Raw genomic sequence first — 16,698 nt, 5'->3', positions numbered from 1 at the left:
CCAGCAGCCCCTTCACACCCTGCGGGCGAGGAGAAATGCCCCGGGAAAGCCCCGCTTGGGGTCCTCCCCCGGCGCGACGACCAGCCGCGCCACCTCGGTGAGCCCGACCGCGAGGAGCAACTCGGCCACGCGATCGGGTGAGTACCGGTAGGCGGGGAATGTGGCGTGATCGTACGCCTCGGCCGGCTCGACCGGGCCGTCGTAGGCAGGGAAGCCGAGCAGCAGATGGGCACCGGGCGACAGTACGCGGCGGAACTCGGCGAGCATGACCGGGAGCCGCTCGGGAGGGGTGTGGATGATCGAGTAGTTGGCGAGCACCCCGGCCAGGGAGGCGTCCTCCACCTGGAGCGCCTCCATCAGCCCGACCTCGAAACGCAGCCCGGGGTGGGCGTCGCGGGCGATCGCGATCATCTCGGGCGACAGGTCGACACCGAACGCGGTGACGCCGAGGGAGCGCAGGTGCGCGGTGACGTGGCCGGGGCCGCACCCCACGTCCGCCACCAGACCGTCGCCGTCGCCGAAGGCCGTGACCAGCTCGGCGAAGACGCCTATCATCCCGTGGTGCAGCGGGCTGGAACGGTAACGCTCAGGGATGGACTCGGCGTATCGCGCGGCGACGGCGTCGTAGGCGGCGCGGGTCGCGGCGAGGAGGTCCTGTTCGGTCATGGACACGATCATGCAGCAGCGAGGGCTGCGTCGTCGGCGACGGATGGGGTGACGCCGGGCGTCGGCGCGGGGCGCAGCAGGATGAACGCGGCGCACGCCAGCCCCGTCACGACGATGATTCCGTACATCACGCGGTAGTCGACGACGCCGGCCAGGGCCGCGCCGGTGATGATGGAGACGGACTGGGTCAGGTTGGAGAGCATGCCGCCGGCCGCGCCGACGCGGCCCTGGAGCCTGGCGGGGACGTACAGATGCTGGGCGGTGCCGAGGGCGACGCTGAAGAGGGGGATGGCCAGGCCGTAGATCATGGCTCCGGCGAGGAAGAGGGGAAGAGACGGCACCAGGAAGGCCATGGCTCCCACGGCGAAGACCGCGTAGCCGACGCTCGAGCCACGAGCCTCGCCGAGCCGGTTGACCAGCAGGCCCGCCAGCGCGCCGCCGACGACCGAGCCCGCGCCCTGGATGGTGGTGAGGACTCCGAAGAAGGCGGCGGGCTGTCCGAGGCCGCGGTCGATGGCCGCGAACACCGCGGTGTCCATCAGGCCCGCCGTCGCCATGAAGATCGTCTCGGCGAGCGTCAGTCTGAGCAGGAGCGGCACGCTCCACAGGTACCTGAATCCGGCGGTGACGGCACTGAGGAAGGGCCGGCCGGCGGGCTCGGGCTCGGACTCGGACTCGACGACCTTGATGGAGAGGAGGAACGAGGTCCCCGTCACGATGGTCGCCGCTGTCACGACGACGAGCGTTCCTCCGCCGAAGCCCTGGTAGACGGCGGCGCCGACGATGGGGGAAGCGATGCGGACGCCCTGCCGTACCGTGATCAGAGCCGCGCGGGCGCTCGCGGCCTCGGCCGAGGGGAGGATGTCCTTCAGCAGGGCGCCGTAGGCGGGGACCGAGAACGCGACCCCGTAGGCGAGGGCCACGGCGTAGAGCATCCAGAGCTCGGCGGCGGAGTCGATCAGGGTCAGGGGCAGCACGATGAGGGCCGTCGCCGCGTTCATCGCGATGAGCAGCGGCTTGCGGCGGACGCGGTCCACTGCGTGGCCGTACAGCGGGGAGAACAGTCCGGGTAAGGCGAGGCAGAGGAAGACCAGCCCCGCGGCGGAGTCGGAGCCGGTCAGGTCCTTGGCCCAGATGCCGAGGGAGAGGTAGAGCGCGCTGCTGCCGAAGCTGGAGACGGCGTCGCCGGCCAGGAGCCTTCGGAAGAGCGGGTTGCGGAGAGCTGTCACGTCCGGCCTCTCACGAGTCTTCGGGCAGGGGGGTGCCGGTCAGCAGGATCCGGACGAATCTGGCGTCCTCTGGGACGGGGGCCTGACCGGTGGTGCGTGCGATGTACGGCGCCAGCACCTCGAGCAGGCGCTCGCCGACCTCCTCGAGCTCCCCGGCGGTCAGGGGCGCGGTGACCCCGCTCAGGAACGCCGCCGCGCGCCACTCCTCGGGGGCGTCGGGGCGGGCTTGGGACCAGTCGAGGAGCCTGACGGCCTCGCGCTCGACGAAGACCCGCTCCAGCTCGGCCGCCGCGACGCCGCCCGCGCTCGCCGACCAGGACTGCCGCAGGTCCACGACCCGCCATGGCCGTTCGCGCTGGTCCTCGCTCTCGGCCTGGACGACGTAGCCGTACTTGGCGAGCTGGCGCAGGTGGAAGGAGCACGAGGCCTGGGTCGAGCCGAGGTGCCTGGCGCAGACCGCCGCCGTGGCCGGCCCGATGCGGCCGAGCAGGTCGATGAGGTCCAGCCGCAGGGGGTGGGCCAGCGCGCGCATGGCCCGTGGATCGGTGATCTCCATATGTCAAAGATAGCTTTGGCATATGCAAGTGTCAAAGAACTCTTTGGCTTTTTGACGATGGGCGTGCCCATGGTGCGGGCGGCGTCAGCCGCGACCGTGGCGTCCTCGTCGTGGGTGGGACCGCCGCCGACCGTGGAGCGGATCAGCGGCGGGTCTCGCTCAGCCGGCCGCGCAGCGCAGGGCGGCGCGGACGGCTGCGGCGGGGTCGCCGAGGTGGTAGATCCGCTCGGAGGGTTCGATGCCGTCGAGGAACTCCTGGTAGCGCACGGCGTAGGCCAGGTGGGCCAGCGGCTCGGCGATGCTCAGCGCCGACTCGGGCTCGCAGCCCGGCACGTGGGACCTCCAGGCCTCGGCCCACGTCTTCGCGGCGCGGGCCCCTTCGGCCGCGGGCAGGAAGTCGCGGGCCCTCAGCCCGTCCAGCACCGGGTTGCCGAGGTGCGCGTCGGCGAAGTCGAGCACGACCGGCGGGCCGCCGTCGCTGCGCCAGTTGCCCGGGTGGAAGTCGCCGTGCACGATCGTGTCGGGCAGGCCGCACTCCTCGAGGAGGGGCCACCGTCCCGCCAGCCGCCGCGCGGCCGCCACCTCCTCGCCGGTCAGCTCGCGAGCGGCCGCGCCGTCGAGGAGGTCGAGGACCCGGTCGGCGATGACGGGCCCGCGCAGGTCCCGCAGTTGGGGCGCGAGGCCGTCCGCCTGACGGGCGAGCGCGGCCTGCGCGGCGACCAGGCGGGTCACCGCGCTGGTGATGATCGGGGCAGGCGCGTCCCAGCAGTCCTGGCCCGGCAGGTGTTCGAGCAGGAGCCTGCTCGGCCCTGACGCCACGACTCCGGGCGCCAGGCCGGGGTCGAGCTCCGAGAAGGCGCCGATCACCGCGGCCTCGTCGGCCGCGAATCGGGGGGTGGTCTTCAGCCAGACCTGGCCCTGATCGGTGGGCAGGCGGAACAGCCCCGCCAGGTTCCAGGTCTTGCGCTGCCTGATCGGCCCTGTCACCGGGCGGCCCGCGGCGGCCAGCATGTCCGAGGCCCAGCCGAGCGCCTCCCGCAGCCCCTCCGCCCTGGCCCACGGCGAGCGCAGCTCCTCCTGCCCCGCCAACGCGGACTCGTCGACGGGGACCGGCGCGAGCAGCCAGGGCGCGGGCCGCTGGAGCGCCTCGACGTGGTAGGTCACATGACCGTCGCGGCCGCCTCCCCCGCCGTCGACGTGGAGCAGGCGCAGCACGACCACCTCGACCCCGAGCACCCCTCGCACGTGCGTGACGACGGGCTCGACCTCCGACCACCACGCCACGTCCACCGCGAAGGGCCCGACGACGCCGAGGTAGTCGTCACCCGAGGTCACCCATGCCGTCACCGTCCGATCCATCCCGCCAGTCTGACGAGCCCGCACGGCGACGGCGACCGAATATCCGCGGGCCTCAGCCCAGGACGAGTGGCGCGAGCGCGCGCCACTGCCGGATGGGCGGGATCGCGGGGGTGGCCGTGAGGACGAAGAGCGCCACGTGGTCGGCCCCCGCGTCGAGGTGCTCCTGCACGCGATGAGCGATGTCGCCGGCGGGCCCTCGCACCACCAGCGCGTCGACCAGCCGGTCGCCGAGGGCGTCGACGTCCTCGAAGCCGAGATCTTCCAGCAGGTCGCGCCGGTTGGGCAGGAGCGCGGCGGCGTACGACCTGGCCAGGTCGACGGAGCCGGAGCGGCCGGGATCCAGGATGACGAGCTGGGTGACCGCCAGCAGCGCGTCGGGCCCGAGGACGGCCCTGGCGTTCCTGGTGTGCTCCACCGGCATCCCCAGCGGATGCGCGCCCCACGCTCTCTCGCGGGCGAGAGCGAGCAGGTCGGGGCCCAGCGCGGCGAGCACGCGGCGCGGCAGGGCCCCGGTCGGCGGCCCGGCGGAGGCCGCGTCCATCGCGTCCAGGTAGGCGCGCATGGTCTCGCGCGGGGAGCCGAAGCGATGGCCGCGGACGTCTTCGGCGAGGCTGGGGTGGCTCTCCCAGAGCCCGAGCAGGAAGCGTCCTGGAAAGGCCTCGTCGTGGGTGCGCTGCCCGGCCGCGGTGGTCACCGCGTCGCGCGCGTAGATGTCGGCGGCGCCCGCCGCCACCGCGATCCGCCGGGTGGCGGACAGCAGGATCCCCGCCTGCGCCATGGCCTCGCGCCCTGTCGTCTCGGGGAACCACAGCGCTCCGTAGCCGGCGTCCTCGATCGCCGCCGCCGCCTCGCGTACATCCGCCACGGAGCAGCTGTCCAGGTCGCCCGCCCAGATTCCCGCGCGCCCGAGAGCGGGCCCTTCGTCTCTCACGCGTCCTGCCTCGCCGCGCGCTCGGCGGCGAAGAACGCCTCGATCTCGGCCGCGCCTCCCCTGTCGAGCCAGGCGCGCAGGTCGGTCAGGCCGGGGTGGAGCCGCCGCGCGGCCGCGATGTCGGCTCTCCACCCTCGCTCGTTGAGCCACTCGTAGGCGAAGGCGAAGTCCTCGCCGTACTGCCTGATCACCTCGATCGGCACCTGCTCGTACGGCACGGGCCGCCCGATCGCCTCCCCGATCGCCTCGGCGATCCGCCGTGGGGTCAGCTCGTCCCCTGCCAGGTCGACGGCCCTGCCGATCCACTCCGCCGGGCGGGCGAAGGCCAGAGCGGCGAACACGCCGACGTCGTCGACCGCCATGATCTGCTGAGGAACGTCGGGCGCGAAAGCGGTGGCCACGGCGCCGTCGCGCAGGTGGTACCCGCCCGTGTAGTTCTCCATGAAGGAGACGGGGCGCAGGATCGTCGCAGGCAGGCCGAGCTCGGCGACGCGCCGCTCGACGCGCGCCTTGCTCAGCACGTTGCGCGGCAGCACCTCGTCGGCGTGGCGGCCCGCACCCGCCACCGAGGCGTAGACGAGGTGCCTGACGCCGGCGGCGCGCGCCGCCTCGGCCACGTTGACGCCCCATCGGACCTCGTCATCGGCGGTGAAGCCTGGCGGGGTGCCCGGCGAGCCGACGGTCGGCTGGACGCTGAACAGGCCGTGGGCGCCCTCGGCCGCGGCGACCAGGGAGGCGAGGTCGCCCATCTCGGCGCGTACGACCTCCGCTCCCGCCTCGGCCAGGGCCCTCGCCGGGGCGCCCGCGGGGTCGCGGGTCACCGCCCGCACCCGCCGGCCGCCTGCCAGCAGACGCCTCGCCACGACGCCGCCCTGCAGCCCGGTCGCGCCGACGACGACGATGGTCTTCTCCATGATCACGCCCTTCCCATAAACGGGGTGGGCCCCCGCTTGTGTCGTCGCTAAGATATGGAGGGCCACCCCGTTTTAGCAAGTCCAGTGGAGAGCCGATGTCCCCAGACACCACAGCCGCGCAGGCCGGACGGCCGATGCGCGCGGACGCGCGCCGTAACCGCGACCGGATCCTCGCCGCGGCCGAGACGGCGATCGCCGAGCACGGAGCGGAGGCGTCCCTCGAGGAGATCGCCCGGCACGCGGGGGTCGGCTCGGCCACCCTGCACAGGCACTTCCCCTCCCGCCAGTCGCTGCTGGAGGCCGTCTTCAGCGGCAGGGTGGAGGCCCTCTGCGCGAAGGCGGGCGAGCTGGGCGCGCAGCTCGGCCCGGCTCCCGCGCTGGTCGCGTGGCTGCGGGCCGTGGGCACGCATGCGGCGGCCAACCGAGGGCTGGCCGCGTCACTGCTGGGAGGCGACCCGGCGATGGGCGCCAACTGCCACACGATGATCGTGAACGCCGGCGGCGACCTGCTGGAGCGTGCGCGCCGGGCGCACGCCGTACGCGAAGGCGTCGCGATCGTCGATCTGCTCAAGCTCGTCAGCGCCATCTCACTGGCCACCGAGCAGGAGCCTGGCGGTGCGGCCGAGGCCGATCGCCTGCTCGCCCTCGCGATCAACGGCGTGCTCGCCTGACCTCTCCTCACCCCATGGAGAACCGCGACCCGTGTCGGCGGACCGCCGGCGCACGGCGGGGGCCTCTTGCGGCGAGGGCGCGGGAGCTGTCATCCTCTTAGGCATGATCATTGAAAGGGGCGATGTCGCCCGCGCTCTGTGAGCGTCCCCCGGCGGCTGCAGGCCGCCGACATCCGTGACGAATGGCTGGGCTGGGCGTTGTCGACGCTGCCCGCCGACCAGACGGCCGCCGAGGCCGCGATCTCCGAACTGTACGAACGAGCCGGACGGCCCGCGCCGCGCTTCCTCTGGGTCGACTCCCCGAACGCCGCGATGGAGTTCGTTCCTGCCGGCATCCCGATGCGCGACTTCGTCAAGACCCTCTCGATCGCGCCCCGCCTGGCCACGCTCGGCTCCGAGCTGCGCGAGGCGCTCGACCGACGGGTGGGCCATCCGTGGGCGCTGTCGTGGGGACAGGGCGAGCCCGACCCTCTCGACGCCGAGGTGCGCGACCCGCTGCGTGACTTCGTCAGGGACGGCGTCTGCACGCCCCTGCGGCTGGCGCTCCCGATGGCCGAAAGGCTCACCTGGTACGGCCAGCACGACGCGTACTGGGTCGCCCACTACGACGCCTGGCGGCGGATCGGCGGCCGCACCTTCAGAGGCCTGAACGGGCAGCTCGACCTGTGGGCGACGCTGGCCCGCTCCTGCGGCTGGTGGTGGCCCATGGAGGAGCTGTGCGTCGTCTCCCTGCGGCCGGTCTCGGTGAGAACCGAGGAGCAGCGCCTTCACAGCGAGCAGGGCCCTGCCGTGGCGTACGCCGACGGCTGGAGCGTGCACGCATGGCGCGGCACCAGGGTGCCGTGGTGGGTGATCTCCGACCCGACCCCCGACAGGATCGCCCAGGAGCCGAACATCGAGGTACGGCGCTGCGCGATCGAGCGCCTCGGCTGGGAGGTCTACATCGAGCAGGCGGGGCTGCGCCTGGTCGCGACCGCGCGCGACCCCGGCAATCCCGGCTTCGACCTGCTGCTGTACGACCTGCCCGGCACGGTGTGGGGCCGCCGCGCCCGTGTCCTGCTCGCCACCAACGGCTCGGTGGAGCGGGACGGCCGGCGGCGGCGCTACGGCCTCGGAGTCCCCGACCACCTGGACGACCCCGTCGCCGCCGCCGCATGGACCTACGGCCTGTCCACCGATCACTACGCCCAGCTGGCCCGACGCACATGAACCCGACGCACCCGAAACCCGCGCGCCCGAACCCGGCGCACACGAACCCGACACACACGAAACTCGCGCACACGAACCCGACGCACCCGAAAGGAGAACCCATGACCGTCAACCTCGCCACCCTGTCCGACCGCACCGGCCTGGCCGTACTGGAGCACCTGGAGCGGCAGGTCGCCATCCCCGTCATCGAAGGGCTCCAGGCCCAGGGTGACCTCCTCGTCGTCCCGCTGCGGCTGGTCGGCGCCGCCGTCACCGTCAGGGACTGGGCGCGCTGGCAGGACGTGCCCGCCACCGGTCTCGAACTGCTGCGCGGCGCGGCGGGAGGCAACCCCCACAGCCTGGTCGCCGACCCCGGGACCTGCACCTGGACGACCGACGTGCGCGACACCTTCCGGCTCGCGCTCGGCGTCTTCCGCAACAGCACACCCGTCTACCTCCTGCACCCCGAGCACGGCGCGACCGGGTTCACGCCCGGCGCGTACGTGGTGCGCCGCCAGCGCGAGTTCGACCACCGCCTCACGCTCAGGGGCGGCGGTGGTCACCGTCTGATCGCCGACTGATCTCGTCCCTCCACGTCTGGGCGCGCGGCCGCCGACCCGGCCGCGCGCCCACCTTCGCCCTCGGCGGTCAGCCGTGGTTGAGGCGCCAGAAGTCGGAGACGGTCTGGCGGTTCTGCAGGTCTCCGAGCAGGCCCTTGGGATCGGTGTGGAAGAGCTGGCCCTTCCAGTCGGCGAGGCCTGGCGGGGTGACCAGCGGTTTGACGGTGCCGTTGCCCGAGACGCCGCCCTCGCCGATCTCGTGCCTGACCCCCTCCTCGGTCATGATGAAGTGCACGTACAGCTTGGCGGCGTTGGGATGCCTGCTCTTGGCCGCGATGGCGACGTACTTCGGGTAGCTGAAGCCGACGAACGGTTGCATCCCCTCGCACGCCGACTGGGCGTACCCCTTGTCCTCGTTGTTGCGGAACTTCGAGATCGACATGAAGCCGATCTTCTTCTCGGTGGCGCTCGGCGCGCCTATCGCGCCCGAGATGTCCTCATCGGATCCGGTCAACACCGGCCTGTTGCCCGATATCCGCTTGATCCACTCGTAGGCGGCGCTCCTCTCCCCCGCCTCCAGCGCCTTGCCGTACTTCGCCTGGTAGGCCTGCTCCAGGGCCTGGTTGCCGTGGGCGTCCAGTTGGGTGAAGAACGACAACACGGTCGGCTTGCCCAGCGGATCCTGCATCACGAGCTTGCCGGCCCACTCGGGTTCGGTCAGGTCCCACACGTTCTTCACCGGGCATCCCCCGGGCGAGAGCCTGGTGTTGTAGGCGAAGATCGTCGCCTTCGACAGCGCGAGCAGCGGACTGTGGTTCTCGGCCGGGATCTGGTCCTTCAGGTCGGCGGGCACCCATGTCCGCGCCACACCCTGCGGGATCAACTGACCCACCAGGACGCCGCCGTCCTCGTACATCGCCGCGTCGATGGTGACGTTGTCCGCGGCGTGCTCCCTGGTCATCTTCTCCGCGGTCTGCGGGGTGTCGGACTTCACCCCCTCCATCGCGATGCCGTACTTCGCGGTGAACGCCTTGGCCACTTCCTCGATGTCTCCGCTGGAGTCGTAGACCACGAGGCTGCCCTCCTTCTTGGCGGCGGCCACCAGCGTGTCCAGGCTGAAGTTCGCGTCGACCGAGGGGCCGGGCAGCGGCTCGGCCGCCTTCGTCTCCGGTGTCACGCCGGCGCCCGTGGAGGGCGCGCATCCGGCGACGGCCAGCGCCATCAGCGCCACTGGGATGAGCTTCCGGGTACGCCTCACGATGGCGTCACTCCTTTTGCCTGTCGGGGGTCGTATGCGCCGCCCAGAGCCCCGGATCCGGCACCGCAGTGGGCCCAACGATGAACGCGAGCCCATAGGTTGTCAAGACATACTGACCTACTGAATCAGATGCCTGGCAAATCGTCCTTATGTCAGGACAAAGTATTGACTGTTCATCTGTTGTTCATCTAGAACTGGAGGCCTCAGGACGAGGAGACATCATGCGTGTGGGCTTACTCGGCCTTGGTCGTATCGACGCACTCCATGGGCGCCGCTCCCCCCCGGCGCGAAGGCCCGTTCCACGACGCCCGAGCGTCAACCCGACCGTGGCAGACCAGCGCCTCCTCCGCTGATGGGGTGGACGCTGGCGTTCGCCGCCGTGGCGATCCTCTTCGTGCTGATCAGCGGAGCCAACGACGGCGCCACCCTCATCGGCCTCGGGCTGAGGTTTCCCCATTCGCCTGGATGGGCCGTCGCCGTCATTCTCGTGGCGACGCTCTTCGCCGGCCCGTACGTGCTGGGGGTCTCCGTGGCGCGGACCTTCACCGAGCGGCTCGCGGGGCTCGGGACCAGCGGCGGCGCGATGGCGTTCCTGGCCGGCGTGCTGACGGCGGTGGCCGTGGTCGCGGTCCTGACCGGCAGGGGGCTGCCGACCAGCCTGACCCTCGCGGTGATCGGCGGCATCACGGGCGCGGGGCTCGGCGCGGGGCTCCCGGTGTCATGGTCGGGCCTCGGCGCGGTCCTCGCCGTCGGAGCCGGAGCGCCCCTGGCCGGGCTGGTCCTGGGCTACCTGCTGGGAGCCATGTCGCGGCGGGTGCCCTCCTGCCGCCGGATGCCCAGGCTCGTGCTCGCCGCCCACCTGCTGGCCTACACGGCACAGTGCGCGGCCTACGCGGTGAACGACGGCCAGAAGATGGTCGCGGTGGTGAGCGTCGCCGTCGGCGTGGGCCGCGAAGGACTCGGCGGAGTGGGGCCCGTCGACGTGCCGCCGGCGTGGATGGCCGCCCTCACGCTGCTCTTCCTCACCGGCTCCATGACCAGCCTGACGCGCGTGGGAGAGCGGCTGGGCCGCGGTCTGGTCCTCACCAGGCCGCTGCACATCGTCTCGGCCGAGACGGCGGCCACTGCCGCCGTCCTCGGCAGCTCGGCCCTGGACAGCCCGGTGAGCATGACCCAGTCCGTCACGGCGGGAGTCGTCGGCGTGGCGACGAGCGAAGGAGCCAGGAAGGTGCGATGGCAGGGTGTGCTCACCATGGGCACGGCATGGCTGCTCACACTGCCCTCGTCGATGACGCTGGGCTGCCTGGCAGGCCTTGGGCTGAGGCTGTTGTGAGCCGCCTGGGCGGGCGCCGCCAGCGGTTCGTGCGAGCCTGGGACGATCTGCGCGGCCGGTCGGGACGGCGGGTGGTCAACCTGGTCCGCGGCCAGGTCGCCGTCGCGAGGGCAGGAGCCGTCCTGGCCCACTCGACCGCGTTCGGCGCCACCGGGCGGTCGGCCGCGCGTACCCGGATGGCGGTGGTGGAGCACGAGGGCGACGCCGCGCGGGCCGAACTCGTGCGAGCTCTGCGGCGGGTACTGGCGACCCCCATCGACAGGGAGGACCTGTTCAGGCTCTCCCGCTCGATCGACGACGTCCTGGACCACCTGCGCGACTACGTGCGCGAGAGCGACCTGTTCGGACCGCGGGACCTCACCTTCGCGGTCGAGCCGCTGCTGGCCGTGATCGACGGCCTCGACGAGCTGGAGAGCGCGGTGGCGAAGATGCTCGACGATCCAGGCTCGGTCACCGTGGCCGTCCTGGCCACGCGCAAGTCCTGCAGCCGGGTCCGGCAGCTCTACCAGGCGCGGCTCACCGAGCTGTTCGCCGGATCGCTGGAGATGGACACTCTGCGCGAAAGGGAGCTGCTGTCGCGCCTCGACGCCGTGGGGCGCCGGCTCGGGGAGGCCGCCGACGTGCTCGCCGACGCGATGCTCAAACGAAGCCACTGAGCGCCGAGAGGCCACCGAATGTTCGCACGAAGCCATCCGATGCCGACGGGCCTCGCACTGCGACGGTCCTCGTCAACCCCCCGAAGGAAGTCCTCATGGCTGTCAACACCAGGCGACCGGCGGAGAGGCCGCCTGCCCCACCCAGACGGCGCCGGCTGGTCTACCGGCTGCGCGTGCTGCGGCACGATCCGACCGCGGCGCTCGGACTGATCCTCCTCATCCTGCTCGCCTACCTTGTCGTGGCACCGCTGGTCGCGGTCCTGTCCGACGCCTTCCGCCTGCAGTACGGCGACGGCGTGCACGCCGGGCAGCAGCCCGGCGAGTGGACCGGCTACTACCTGTGGCGCGTCTTCCGCTCCCAGATCAGCGGCCTGCTGTTCTGGGAGCCGCTGCTCAACACGTTGGTGATCGCGGTCGGCACCACGCTGTTCGCGCTGGTGGTCGGCGGTGGTACGGCGTGGCTGGTGACCAGGACCAACATGCCGGGGCGCCGGTGGCTGGCAGGCGCGCTGGTGGTCCCCTACATGCTGCCGTCGTGGACCTTCTCCCTGGCCTGGCTCTCGCTGTTCAAGAACGAGCGCGCGGGCGGACAGGTCGGGTTCCTGCAGGCTCAGGGCATCCGCACGCCCGACTGGCTCGCCTACGGGGCGCTGCCGATCATCGTCACCCTGGGACTGCACTACTACCCGTTCGTGCTGCTCCTCGTGGGCAACGCGTTGCGCCGCATCGACGCGCAACTGGAGGACTCCGCGCGCATTCTCGGCGCCCCCCAGCGCACCGTCATCCGGCGGATCGTGATACCGCTGATGCTTCCCGCGCTGTCCTCCGCCGTGCTGCTGGTGGTCGGCCGGGTACTCGGGACGTTCGGCACGCCGTACGTCCTCGGTCTTCCCGCGGACTACCGAGTGCTGTCCACCGGGCTCTTCCAAGCGATCCGCGACCGCAGCACGGGCGTGGCCTCCGTGCTCACCACCGTCATCGTGGTCATCGGGGTACTGATCGTCCTGGCCGACACCCGGATGATGCGCGAGCATCGCCGGTTCGTCACGGTGGGCGGCAGGGGCGCGATGGACCGGCTGGGCGACCTGCGCCGCTGGCGCTGGCCCGCCTTCGCGTTCGGTCTGCTCGCCTTCACGGTGAGCGTCGTGGTACCGGTGCTCACGCTGCTGCTGTCCACCGTCACCCGTACGCCTCTCGACCTTTCCACCTTCACCCTCGACTACTGGATCGCCGAGCGGCTGCCCGGCGCGGTCGGCTTCCCCCACGGGGTCCTGCGCGGTTCCGAGCTGTGGGAGGCGGCGTGGAACTCGCTGCGCATCGTCGGCCTGGCCTCGCTGATCTGCGCGATCGCGGGCCTGCTGATCGGCTACGTCGTGGTGCGAGGAACGGCTCCACGGGTGGCCGCATTCCTGCGCCAGGTCTCCTTCCTGCCCTACCTCATCCCCGGCATCGCCTTCGCGGCCGCCTCGCTGTCACTGTTCGCCGTCGCCAGGGGACCTCTTCCCGCCCTGTACGGAACGACGTTCCTGCTGATCCTGGTGATGGCCGTGACGCACCTGCCGTACAGCTCACGCTCGGGCATCGCGGCGATGATGCAGCTCGGCCGCGAGCCGGAGGAGGCCGCGCAGATCGCCGGCGCCTCCTGGTGGCAGCGGATGCGGCGGATCATCTTCCCGATCCAGAAGGGCGCTCTCGTCACCGGGGTCGTGCTGCCGTTCGTCTCCGGGCTCAAGGAGCTCAGCATCGTGATCATGCTGACCACGACAGGGACGCAGTTGCTCACCACCCTGTCGATCGGCCTCGTGGACTACGGCTACACCCAGCTCGCCAACGCGGTCGTGCTCATGATCGCGTTGATCTCCTTCACCATGACCTACCTGACCCAGCGTCTGACCAAGAGCAGCCTGGCGTCCGGCCTAGGAGGATAGATGCCGACCATCACCCTCAGCGCAGTCGCCAAGAGCTACGGCGGAGGCGACTACGCCGTGAAAGACCTCGATCTCACTGTCCCCGACGGCGCGTTCATGTGCCTGCTCGGCCCCTCCGGCTGCGGCAAGACCACCACGTTACGGATGATCGCCGGTCTCGAGCAGCCGACCGCCGGCACCATCGCCGTCGCTGACAGGGTCCTCGACTCCGTCGAGCAGGGCCTCTACGTCCCGCCGGAGAAGCGCGGGATGGGACTGGTCTTCCAGAACTACGCGCTGTGGCCGCACCTGTCGGTTCGCGACAACGTCGAGTTCGGCCTGCGCATGCGCAAGGTCCCCGCGCCTGACAGGCGGTCGAGGGCCGAGGCCGCGCTGAAGATGGTCCACGTCGACGACGCCATAGACCGCTACCCCTCCCAGCTCTCCGGCGGCCAGCAGCAGCGTGTGGCACTGGCCAGGATGCTGGCGATCAATCCCGGTGTGCTCCTGCTCGACGAGCCGCTGTCCAACCTCGACGCCCAGCTCCGGCTGGAGATGCGGGCCGAGCTCAAGCGCATCCACGAGGAGTCGGGAGCGACGATCGTCTTCGTCACGCACGACCAGCTGGAAGCCCTCACCATGGCCACCGACGTCGCGGTCATGAAGGAGGGCGAGCTGCAGCAGCTGGCCGCCCCGATGGACCTGTACGCCAGACCCGCCAACCGGTTCGTCGCCGCGTTCGTCGGCAGCCCGCCGATGGCGATCGTCGACGTCGGTCCCGCGCCCACCGGCCTGGCCGCCTCGCTGCTGCACTTCGTGGAATCCCGCGCCGAGGGGTGCGCCCCCGCGGCCGTCGGCATCAGGCCCGAGGCGCTCCACCTCGGCGCCCCGCCTGATTCCGCGTGGCGCGAGGAGGCCACGGTCGAGGCCGTGCTGCCGGCCGGCTCCTCCTGGACCGTACGGCTGCGCGTCCTCGAGACGGAGCTGTACGCGCTCTCCTACACACCGGTCCTCGCCGCCCCCGGCGACATGCTGACCTGCTGGACCGAGCACATGCACCTGTTCGGCGAGGACGGCGGCAGGATCTCGGCCTGGGACACGCCGGGGGTGGGCGCGTGATCGGACCCAAGGCGCTGCTCCTCGACTTCGGCGGCGTGATCGTGGAGACGGTCAAGCGCCAGACGTGGGCGGCCGAGCTCGCCGCGGAGGTGCGCGACCTCCTCGGCAGGGCCGGATTCGACGGCCTCGGGCTCGAGGAGATCGAGAGCGACATCCGGGCCGGGGCACGCGCCGACGGCTACTGGAAGGACTCCACGTCCCGTCAGCTCGCCCCAGAGGAGATGACGCACCGCAGGTTCTGGGCCGACTTCGTCGCAGCCGACTGGCCGGACCAGGCCCGCTGGCTGGTGAGCGCCGAGGCGACACCGCTCTGCAGGCGGATGGGCGAACTGCGCAGCGAACGCAAGCTCAGGGCGGGGACGGAAGATCTCCTGGCCGCCTGCTGGGCGCACGGCGTCACGCCCGCGGTCGTCAGCAACGCGCTGTGCGGCACGGTGCACAGGGACTACCTGGCCGGCAACGGGCTCGACCGCCGGTTGGCGGTGCAGGTCTACAGCGACGAGGTCGGCGTTCGCAAGCCCAACCCGGAGATGATCTGGATCGCCTGCCGAGCGCTCGGCGTCGATCCCGCGCAGGTCTGGTACGTCGGCGACACCTACGACCGCGACGTGGTGTGCGGCGCCCGCGCCCGGGTGGGAGCCACCGTCCTGATGATCTCCCGGAGCACCGAGAAGATCCCCTACAAGGTGCGCCAGAGCCCTCAGGCGACCGTCGAGGACCCCCATGGCCTGCTGAGTCTCCTGGAGGAGAGATGGACCTGACCACCTCACGCGAGCTGACCGCCATCGCGGTCGAGGCGGCACGAGCGGTCGGCGAGGAGTTACGAGCCGCCTTCCGCTCCAGGCCGGACGTACGAACCAAGCGCGACTTCCACGACCCGGTGACCAAGCACGACCTGGCCGCCGAGGAGCGCATCAGGGAGGTCCTGACCGCCCGCTGTCCGAGCAGCGTCGTCGTGGGAGAGGAGGAGGGCAGCAAGGGCGAGGGCGACATCAGCTGGTACGTCGACCCCATCGACGGCACGGCGAACTTCGCCGCCGGTCTGCCGTTCTTCTGCACCTCCATCGCGGCGGTGGTGGACGGCGCGGTCGTGGCCGGCGTCGTCTACGACCCGGTTCGCGACGACGAGTTCACCGCCTCGCTCGGCGGCGCCTTCTGCAACGGCGAGCCCCTGCGCAGCACCGGCGCGCGCACGGACCGGGAGGCGGTGCTGCTGTCGAGCTATCCCACCCCTCGCGACCTGGCGGCGGAGGGCGAGGCGGCGCTGCACCGCTTCGCCCGGATGGTCAACGCCTTCGCCACGACCCGCCGCCCGGGAAGCGCGGCACTGAAGCTGGCGCACGTCGCCGCAGGCTGGTCGGACGTCGCCTACGGGACACACGTCAACGCCTGGGACGTGGCCGCCGGCTCACTCCTGGTGGAGCAGGCGGGAGGCGTCTACATCCCGCTGTCCGGCAGCGTCTTCACCGCGGGCGGCTACCTTGCCTGCGTCGGCGGGTTCGACCTGGCCGGCTCCGTGATGGCCGAGGTCCGCGCGGAGAGGAGGTCCGCGTGATCCGCTGGATCGTCACCGACCTGGACGGCACGCTAGTGGGGCGCGATCTGGCCATGGTGCCCGCCAGCAGGCAGGCGCTGCGCCGCTTCCGATCCGCGGGCGGAGAGGTGGTCATCGCCACCGGGCGGACGGAGCGCTCGGCCCGCCGCTACTACGACGAGCTGGATCTCGACGGGGCGACGATCCTCTACAACGGCGCCAGGACGGTGAACCTCGCCACGGGAGAGGTGCTGCGCGCCCGCCACCTGCCGGCGGACGCGTGGAAGGCGCTGCTCGACCTGTTCGGCGCGCTCCCTGAAGGCGTCCACCCCGTGGTGTTCTGCGGCGGCGAGGCCCTGGCCGTGCACGACGTAGCCGGACTGCGAGACTACGCCCGGCGCGACGGGATCGCGCTGCGCGATCCCGGCGGATGGGCGGCGCTGCCACCAGGAGAGATCACCAAGTGCATGCTGATCGGCGATCCGTTTCCCGCTCCTGACATCCCGGGAACCATCACGGTCCGATCCGAGGCGACCTATCTGGAGGTGCTGCCCGAGGGCGCGTCCAAGGGAGGCGCGCTTCGCGAGCTCGCCGCGGCCCGCGGCGTCCCGCTGGAGGAGATCGCGGCGGTCGGCGACAACCCCAACGACATCGACATGATCACGACAGCGGGGCTCGGGGTCGCGGTCGGTGACGGTCACCCGGAGGTCCGGAAGGCGGCCGACGTCGTGGTCGGAGCCTGCTCGGAAGGAGCCGTCGCCGAGGTGGTGGAGCTGGCGCTCGCTGCCATTTGAGCGGATGTCCTGACATAAGGATG

Annotated in this window: 17 protein-coding genes; 10 read left to right on the top strand and 7 right to left on the bottom strand. The window is 71.6% G+C overall.

Annotated features, from left to right (window positions below; all coding sequences use genetic code 11):
* Window positions 1–12: 12 nt before the first annotated feature.
* From ABFX55_RS14175 to ABFX55_RS14150, 6 genes are all read right to left on the bottom strand, one after another.
* On the bottom strand, window positions 13–666 hold the full coding sequence (locus ABFX55_RS14175; protein ID WP_346121146.1) for a class I SAM-dependent methyltransferase: 654 nt from the start codon (window positions 664–666) through the stop codon (window positions 13–15).
* A gap of 8 nt (window positions 667–674) precedes the next feature.
* A complete protein-coding gene (locus ABFX55_RS14170) occupies window positions 675–1,895 on the bottom strand; it encodes an MFS transporter (RefSeq protein WP_346121144.1) in 1,221 nt (406 codons plus the stop codon).
* Between the two features lie 10 nt (window positions 1,896–1,905).
* On the bottom strand, window positions 1,906–2,451 hold the full coding sequence (locus ABFX55_RS14165) for an ArsR/SmtB family transcription factor (protein WP_346121143.1): 546 nt from the start codon (window positions 2,449–2,451) through the stop codon (window positions 1,906–1,908).
* A gap of 159 nt (window positions 2,452–2,610) precedes the next feature.
* Entirely contained in the window at window positions 2,611–3,810 is a 1,200-nt protein-coding gene (locus ABFX55_RS14160; protein WP_346121141.1) for an aminoglycoside phosphotransferase family protein, read from the bottom strand.
* A 52-nt stretch (window positions 3,811–3,862) separates the two neighbouring features.
* Window positions 3,863–4,741 (bottom strand): TIGR03620 family F420-dependent LLM class oxidoreductase, encoded by an 879-nt coding sequence (locus ABFX55_RS14155; RefSeq protein WP_346121139.1) that lies wholly within the window; start codon window positions 4,739–4,741, stop codon window positions 3,863–3,865.
* Entirely contained in the window at window positions 4,738–5,655 is a 918-nt protein-coding gene (locus ABFX55_RS14150; protein WP_346121137.1) for an NmrA/HSCARG family protein, read from the bottom strand. The genes ABFX55_RS14155 and ABFX55_RS14150 overlap by 4 nt, the downstream gene beginning before the upstream one ends.
* A gap of 95 nt (window positions 5,656–5,750) precedes the next feature.
* Here ABFX55_RS14150 and ABFX55_RS14145 point away from each other — a divergent pair, with 95 nt between their 5' ends.
* The 3 genes from ABFX55_RS14145 to ABFX55_RS14135 all read left to right on the top strand — a co-directional run bounded on the left by ABFX55_RS14145 (window position 5,751) and on the right by ABFX55_RS14135 (window position 8,095).
* Complete coding sequence (locus ABFX55_RS14145; RefSeq protein ID WP_346121135.1) at window positions 5,751–6,326, top strand: TetR/AcrR family transcriptional regulator; 576 nt, start codon at window positions 5,751–5,753, stop codon at window positions 6,324–6,326.
* A gap of 138 nt (window positions 6,327–6,464) precedes the next feature.
* Entirely contained in the window at window positions 6,465–7,535 is a 1,071-nt protein-coding gene (locus ABFX55_RS14140) for a DUF6745 domain-containing protein (protein WP_346121134.1), read from the top strand.
* Window positions 7,536–7,636: 101 nt separating this feature from the next.
* Window positions 7,637–8,095, top strand: coding sequence for a hypothetical protein (locus tag ABFX55_RS14135; RefSeq protein ID WP_346121132.1), 459 nt, complete (start codon window positions 7,637–7,639; stop codon window positions 8,093–8,095).
* A gap of 67 nt (window positions 8,096–8,162) precedes the next feature.
* Here the strand turns inward: ABFX55_RS14135 and ABFX55_RS14130 are convergent, their stop codons facing one another.
* Window positions 8,163–9,332: an ABC transporter substrate-binding protein gene (locus ABFX55_RS14130; RefSeq protein WP_346121130.1), complete on the bottom strand. Its 1,170-nt coding sequence runs from the start codon at window positions 9,330–9,332 to the stop codon at window positions 8,163–8,165.
* Window positions 9,333–9,684: 352 nt separating this feature from the next.
* Here ABFX55_RS14130 and ABFX55_RS14125 point away from each other — a divergent pair, with 352 nt between their 5' ends.
* From ABFX55_RS14125 to ABFX55_RS14095, 7 genes are all read left to right on the top strand, one after another.
* Window positions 9,685–10,665 carry an inorganic phosphate transporter gene (locus ABFX55_RS14125; protein WP_346121129.1) on the top strand — a complete coding sequence of 327 codons (981 nt, stop codon included), beginning with the start codon at window positions 9,685–9,687 and terminating at the stop codon, window positions 10,663–10,665.
* On the top strand, window positions 10,662–11,321 hold the full coding sequence (locus tag ABFX55_RS14120) for a DUF47 domain-containing protein (RefSeq protein WP_346121127.1): 660 nt from the start codon (window positions 10,662–10,664) through the stop codon (window positions 11,319–11,321). The genes ABFX55_RS14125 and ABFX55_RS14120 overlap by 4 nt, the downstream gene beginning before the upstream one ends.
* A 95-nt stretch (window positions 11,322–11,416) precedes the next feature.
* Window positions 11,417–13,249 carry an ABC transporter permease gene (locus tag ABFX55_RS14115; RefSeq protein WP_346121125.1) on the top strand — a complete coding sequence of 611 codons (1,833 nt, stop codon included), beginning with the start codon at window positions 11,417–11,419 and terminating at the stop codon, window positions 13,247–13,249.
* Window positions 13,250–14,347, top strand: coding sequence for an ABC transporter ATP-binding protein (locus ABFX55_RS14110; RefSeq protein WP_346121123.1), 1,098 nt, complete (start codon window positions 13,250–13,252; stop codon window positions 14,345–14,347).
* Window positions 14,344–15,108 carry an HAD family hydrolase gene (locus tag ABFX55_RS14105; protein ID WP_346121121.1) on the top strand — a complete coding sequence of 255 codons (765 nt, stop codon included), beginning with the start codon at window positions 14,344–14,346 and terminating at the stop codon, window positions 15,106–15,108. Before ABFX55_RS14110 ends, ABFX55_RS14105 begins: the two co-directional genes overlap by 4 nt.
* Entirely contained in the window at window positions 15,099–15,902 is an 804-nt protein-coding gene (locus ABFX55_RS14100) for an inositol monophosphatase family protein (RefSeq protein WP_346121120.1), read from the top strand. Before ABFX55_RS14105 ends, ABFX55_RS14100 begins: the two co-directional genes overlap by 10 nt.
* The gene (locus ABFX55_RS14095) at window positions 15,899–16,675 is read left to right on the top strand and encodes a Cof-type HAD-IIB family hydrolase (RefSeq protein WP_346121118.1); all 777 of its coding nucleotides are present in this window, start codon (window positions 15,899–15,901) and stop codon (window positions 16,673–16,675) included. The genes ABFX55_RS14100 and ABFX55_RS14095 overlap by 4 nt, the downstream gene beginning before the upstream one ends.
* Window positions 16,676–16,698: the final 23 nt, after the last annotated feature.

It is taken from the genome of Nonomuraea roseola, assembly GCF_039535395.1.
In the GTDB taxonomy this organism is placed as follows: Bacteria; Actinomycetota; Actinomycetes; order Streptosporangiales; family Streptosporangiaceae; genus Nonomuraea; species Nonomuraea roseola.
This window is presented reverse-complemented; position numbering and strand designations above follow the sequence as displayed.

Coding starts and splice junctions, on each gene's coding strand:
- ABFX55_RS14175 (WP_346121146.1), bottom strand. CDS start 666: ATGACCGAACAGGACCTCCTCGCCGCGACCCGCGCCGCCTACGACGCC.
- ABFX55_RS14165 (WP_346121143.1), bottom strand. CDS start 2,451: ATGGAGATCACCGATCCACGGGCCATGCGCGCGCTGGCCCACCCCCTG.
- ABFX55_RS14160 (WP_346121141.1), bottom strand. CDS start 3,810: ATGGATCGGACGGTGACGGCATGGGTGACCTCGGGTGACGACTACCTC.
- ABFX55_RS14150 (WP_346121137.1), bottom strand. CDS start 5,655: ATGGAGAAGACCATCGTCGTCGTCGGCGCGACCGGGCTGCAGGGCGGC.
- ABFX55_RS14145 (WP_346121135.1), top strand. CDS start 5,751: ATGTCCCCAGACACCACAGCCGCGCAGGCCGGACGGCCGATGCGCGCG.
- ABFX55_RS14135 (WP_346121132.1), top strand. CDS start 7,637: ATGACCGTCAACCTCGCCACCCTGTCCGACCGCACCGGCCTGGCCGTA.
- ABFX55_RS14125 (WP_346121129.1), top strand. CDS start 9,685: ATGGGGTGGACGCTGGCGTTCGCCGCCGTGGCGATCCTCTTCGTGCTG.
- ABFX55_RS14115 (WP_346121125.1), top strand. CDS start 11,417: ATGGCTGTCAACACCAGGCGACCGGCGGAGAGGCCGCCTGCCCCACCC.
- ABFX55_RS14110 (WP_346121123.1), top strand. CDS start 13,250: ATGCCGACCATCACCCTCAGCGCAGTCGCCAAGAGCTACGGCGGAGGC.
- ABFX55_RS14100 (WP_346121120.1), top strand. CDS start 15,099: ATGGACCTGACCACCTCACGCGAGCTGACCGCCATCGCGGTCGAGGCG.